We start from the raw sequence: 5,626 nt of genomic DNA, 5'->3' as shown, positions 1-5,626 counted from the left end.
ACGCGGCAACCCTTACGACAACGCCAAAGCGGAGAGCTTCATGAAGACGCTCAAGGCGGAGGCAGTCTATCCGATGGCTTACGAGACCTTCACCGACGTCGCCGAGAGCCTTCCGACCTTCATCGACCACGTCTACAACGCCAAGAGGCTTCACTCGGCGCTCGGCTACCTCAGCCCGCGCCAGTTCGAGGATCACCACGCCCGGCAGACGGTCCAAACGGAGTCTGATCGCTGTCCGGCTTAAGGGGCCCACTCCAGTGAGCGAAGGCCTTTGGCATCAAGTGACCATGGGCCGAGTGGGGCTGTTCAGTGTTGTCGTCGATCCGCCAGGCTTCGATGCGGTCGCGAAGCGTCGGGCGGCGACAGGAACCAGCTGGCGTTGAGGCATTTAGCCCGGACGCGTGCGTTGAATGCCTCGATGAAGGCGATGTCGGCCGGCCTTTCCGACCCTTGAGAAGTCGAGCTCGACGCCATTGAGGTAGGCCGACTGATCGAGCAACCGGCCCGCAAACTCCGGCGGTTGTAACGCGGATTGTCTTCGGCTTGCCGCGGTCGGCCGCAAGCCGATCGAGAATCTGCACGCCGTGGAAGGCTCAAAAGGTTGGCCCTCGGAACCGTTATGAGCCGCTCTCGAGAACAGCAGTCAGCAACCTGAATGGCCGGCCGTCGGACAAGGCGTCCGACATGAAGGCCACCAGCCGTCGTTCGGCGCCGCGATCTCCAGCCGACCGACTCGGTAGCGCCAGGCACGCTTGCGCCGAGGCAGCTTGGTCCGGATCGACAGCCCCTCTTCGATATAGAGCCTAATCCCATCCCTCGCATTGCGACAATCACGTATCACTCCCACTCGACGCACTCGCGGACAGTGATTGCAGTTCACGAACTTGGTCCTCAGTAAGGCGAGCACGCACCAGACCCGCCAGGACACCATGCGCTTTGACCTCCTGATAATGTTTATCTGGCGTCTGCCAGGTCGCCCCGTAGTGGTGAGCTAGGTAGGCCTCTGCGTGATGAGGAAAGAAAACTTCTTTTCCGAGGAACTCTGACTTCACAGCGGGAACCATCAGTTCAGGACCGGCTGCCATCATCTGCGAGTTCGGCATCCATACATAGCCATTTTCGAACCAGGCTGGAAAGACGTCGAACATTGCGGCCTTTGACCCTGTCTTGAAGAAGGCTCGGTTCGATCCGATTTTTGTTGGCCACCCGTCTGATCGGAGTTGATAGAGAATTTCGAACATTTCATCACGAACTTCTTCCGCTGACGCCTTTGTCGAGAAATAACCGACATCCATGTCGTCGTCGTGCGCAATGAAATCGCCCTCTCGGACGGCACCCAGCAAAGTCCCCGCCACAAAATAAAGGTCCTTATTAAAGGTCTTGCGAAAATATTCCTGAAATTCTTGATAGGCATCAAGCGCTGAGTGCTTCCACTCGGCCTTGTGTGCGATCGGCAGGGCTATTTGTCCCCATTTATCGATCGTCCATCCTCGCGCAATGGCACGGAAAAGCCTGCCGTTTCCCCGGGGGTTTGGTTCGGCGATCCCGCCTGCACCTGAGTTCGCTCTAAGCATCCCCTGTGCTGATGAGACCCTTATAACGAGCGACTCGGGGAGTCGTTTCAAGGTCGAACCCCCAAAGGCAAACCAAAATTTATAGATTTGAGGATTGGTTGAAAGGGGTGCTGTCCTGACGACCTTTATTAGATGATCGTTGACCGAGATGAACACTTCTGATGTCGTAGGTGGGACGCGTCCGGCGACCACAAGTTTTCCGCGGTGCCGGCCGATCCTGAAAATTCCTGCCGCTGCCCTTTTCCGTTCGAGTTTAAGGCGGTGGCTTGACGCCTCGCGATCAAGGAACTTCTGATTGTATGAAATGAGCGCGGCGTGCCTCTCGGGAAGTTTTACGTCGACCGGCATTCCACACAGCGATTTAGCGACGACAGGGTCAAGCGGCGGGTCTGGCTCAAACTTGGGACCCTGCATGAGATCGGACCAGCCATCAAGAACGGGCGGCTTCCTACCTGGCGCCTGAAGAAGGCGCTGCCTTAGCTCCGCGTAGGGAACGTCTTGGACCACCATTGGCCTTTCAGAGCCTAGAATGATGCTTGCGGCCATACCGATTGCTTGGCCAATTGCCATGAGCGTTGGCTCCATTCGCAACGCCCCAAATGCCTCGTGAGTGGCTGAGCCGCAGAACGCTACAAAGAGGTTCGCGGATTCGCCTCGGCTAGGAACAATACACTCATAGGGAACGGGGAATACTCCGTTCGCCCCAACGTGAACCTCAAACAGCCCCTCGTTCCAGAGGCTCCAGTGTCCGTTCGAATGGTACGCATACCGCTGCCCATGGTGAGAGTCCTTGCGATACGCGCCGTTGGCGATGATCGCGTTTGAGCGCCCGGATCGTGATACCGGCGGCTCCAAGTCACGCCCTGTCAGAACAAAATCAGACACCATCCGGCGCGCTTCGCGGACATATAGCTGGTATGGCCAGTGAGCGCGATCACGGTTTGATGGCTTATCAAAGTGCAGAGAATCTAGCCCAAGCAAGCGAACACGGTCGCGCAAGGCTGTTGGGACCCGGGGGTCTGGATGATGTTGAAGGGCGTAAAATAATCCTCTCGTATATAACTCGTGCTTCTTCCAGATCGCTTCTCGCTCAGCATAGCTGGCGAGCACATATTGGTGAGATCCACCGACGAGGTCTAGCGAAAACGGCCCCTTGTTGTTTACGTCGAACACCTTCCGTGCAATTCTCTTAAAAAGAAAGAAATGGCTGCTTAATGAGTAGTCGACCCCAAATATAGCGCCCGACTTTGTTAGTGCATCACATCTACGGAATAGAAGCTCGTAATCCTCGGGCCGGAAATTCTCCGGAACTTCGGCTGGAAGAGGTATCCGCCGCTTCCGGCTGGTGGTCATGACCATCCTGAAGCAATACGACTGTACCGAATGATCAGCTGCGCCGATAGCGACGTTCGGCCGGGCTGTGACGCCAGGAAGAAGCCCGGAAGCAGGGTTGCCGGGCTGAACAAACGGGTCGACGTTGGCCGCAGTTCCCGTCCAATTATGCCTGGCCCCGCCCTCTTCCCGAATTTCTCCCCGGAACCCGTTGAGCTGATTGTCTCCGTTAGCGGCCTCTCTACCGACAGCAAAGGATATGCCAGCGAGCGCTAGGAGGTCGCCTTCGTAAGAGCAGTCGATAAAAACGCGAGCCCCAAAAGCTTGCCCGTCAACGGTCTGGATCGAGCGAACGTTTAGGCCTTCGCGCAAAACATTGCTGACCCCGTCCGACCAGAACACGGGTATCCCTGCTTCGCGAACCATCTCTTCGAACGTGGACTGCGCGTGTCTGGGCTCGAACCTCCACTCATGTCGTTTGCGCTCGGATTTCTGATTTATCCGATCGATGACCTCGGTAGCCAATCCACCGTATGCACTGGTCTTTAGAACATCTGACCCCCCTAACCCCCCTGACATCATCCCACCAAGGTGGCGCTCTCGCCAACCGCCAACGATCGCAGCGCTGAAACCCTGTCGCCTCACCTCGTATGCGCCGACCACTGCGGCAGAAGTTGCTCCGTAGAATATGGCGTCAAAATTCAGGCAGATGCTGGCCAACTGTCGTTTCCCACCGGTTTGCTCGTCCAAGACGCATTATGGCACTTGAGCTAGACAGGCAATGGACCTGCTGTTGTGAGGCTCGGGTTCTCCACGGCTCCCGCGGCAGACTCGGCTGGCTCGTGACGTTCCGTCGCCGCAATGGGGGGAGGCGTTCTTCAGCCATCCCAACAACCTGAAGGACCGTCGAAATCGGCGAGGAAAGGTGGAGGTCTCCATCCAGGGCCACCCACTCAAGCGAGATGCCGTCTTTGCGCTCGCGCTCGACAACGGCGTGGCCGCGCGGGACCTTTCCGAGATCGGCCCGCACCTGGCGTTCGACAGCGGATGGGGCGCCGCCAGCGCCCGCGGCCTCCGCGCTTGGCGACGTCCCTCGCCATGCGCGTGACCGGGGCCCACCGGCTAACCAAGGAGAACCCTCAGCCGCTCGCAATCGATGAGGCCGCGGGGGCTAAGCGCGCCGGAGCAGTGAAGCAGGCCGTGGGGCCTCGGGAACAAAGCGTTCGTAGCTTTCGAGCGGCAGGGTTTTAGCCGCTAACCAGTTGGGGCGCAGGGATCGTGGGCGGCTTTTTGTGAAGGGTCAGCCCCATCGAGTTGAACGGGCACACGGCCAGTAGCCGCTGCAGATCCAAGACTATAGGCCGGCCGTCAAACTCGACCTCTTCCACGATCCGATGCCAGCTCATGTTAGGCTGGAGAAGCTTGAAGGTGCAGGGATCGCGCAGCTTCCCTACCGACAAGAAGTAATCCCAGAACTTGAACTCGCGTCCCTTAGGGGAATTCGTCACCTTCCAGGCATTCGGGATGCCGTAGGCGTCTGCGATGATCAGCCCGTGCAGCGACGATGACAAGATGCGCTTACAGTCAAGGATGTCGTCCAGCACTGCTTCGATATCGCCGCGCGAGAAGTCGATCTTCTTCACGCCTTCGAGGTTCAATCCGTCGCGCAGTCTCGGCTCCGACCACCTGACGATCACACCAAGTTCGTGGCTCGGCTCCCGCGTCCGCTTGTGAAACATCGGAACAAGCAGCGCAGGGTCACCATAAATTCGCGGCGCATTGAGTTTTGCCGTGTCGATCTTGTTCCGGGTCAACGGCCCCCTGAACGCGAGATACTGAGCACCACGGGGCATGTGACTGCGGCTCTCGGTGCCGAACGACCCCGAGCCCCAGACGATCGATTTGTCGTTCGCCTTGTCCAGCACGGACCCGATGGCGAGATAATGCGGCCGTGTTCGATCGGCCAAAACGACGTCATGTCCGCTAAGCTTCCTGACGATCCATGGCGATAATAGGTCACCGAAGTTGCTGGTCTGGTCCCACCACACTAGAGGAACCTTTCCATCGACTAAGTGAAGATCGTCCATGCCGAATCCCTGCCAAACGAGGTTTGAGACGCCTCTTGGCGCAACGTAAACATGGCGGGTCGACCTGGCAACCTATGGCGCTATTCCCAAGCGCGTCTACAGGCTCTTTAGGGAAGAGGGGCTGTCGATCCGCACCGCTTGAGCGCTAAGGATCCGGCAATGATCAAAGTCGCGTTGCTTCATCGCATTGGTCCCCTCCTCTGCGGCTGATCGACAGGGATCGCATCGCCATCAACGGCCCACGCATCCGCCTCCGCTCAGATGCGGGCCCGATCGACGCGCCGGAGCTCCGGTCCGCGAAATGCCCGCTCGAGCTCTTCCGCGCGGAAGCGGCTAAGAAAGGCTGGGAGACATCAAAGGGCGCGGGACGGTCGTAACTTAGCGCACCGGCGGCGGCCGCTGCGGCCGCACGGTGGCGGTCGTGCTCGTGGACGGCAAGGACGTGGCGCGATCCTGGTGCACGAGGGTCACGCGAAGCCTTGGCCCAAGCTCAGACCGGCTGACCGGAGTGAACCGCTCCGGATTCTCCGGAGGCCGCTTCGTTTGAGTCACGCCGCGATAGCCGGCTCGCTCAGCATTGCGTAATAGCGCTCTTCTGCTTCGGCTGGCGGGATGTTGCCGATGGGTTCGAGC

The 5,626-nt window shown here is 58.8% G+C and carries 3 protein-coding genes and 1 pseudogene; 1 reads left to right on the top strand and 3 read right to left on the bottom strand.

Features of this window, described 5'->3' with window-relative positions:
* On the top strand, positions 1-244 hold a 244-nt coding region (locus ACIKT0_RS12110; protein WP_407105579.1), incomplete at its 5' end, for an integrase core domain-containing protein.
* Between the two features lie 13 nt (positions 245-257).
* Here the strand turns inward: ACIKT0_RS12110 and ACIKT0_RS12105 are convergent.
* The 3 genes and pseudogenes from ACIKT0_RS12105 to ACIKT0_RS12095 form a co-directional block, all read right to left on the bottom strand.
* Positions 258-799 (bottom strand): annotated as a pseudogene (locus ACIKT0_RS12105) (integrase core domain-containing protein); the annotation flags it as partial.
* Between the two features lie 31 nt (positions 800-830).
* A complete protein-coding gene (locus ACIKT0_RS12100) occupies positions 831-3,626 on the bottom strand; it encodes an FAD-dependent oxidoreductase (RefSeq protein WP_407105578.1) in 2,796 nt (931 codons plus the stop codon).
* Between the two features lie 527 nt (positions 3,627-4,153).
* Entirely contained in the window at positions 4,154-4,993 is an 840-nt protein-coding gene (locus ACIKT0_RS12095) for a polysaccharide pyruvyl transferase family protein (protein ID WP_407105577.1), read from the bottom strand.
* Positions 4,994-5,626: the final 633 nt, after the last annotated feature.

This window comes from Hansschlegelia beijingensis (assembly GCF_045505405.1).
GTDB lineage: Bacteria > Pseudomonadota > Alphaproteobacteria > Rhizobiales > Methylopilaceae > Methylopila > Methylopila beijingensis_A.
The sequence above is the reverse complement of the archived record's forward strand: the minus strand, read 5'-3'. Positions and strand labels throughout refer to the sequence as shown.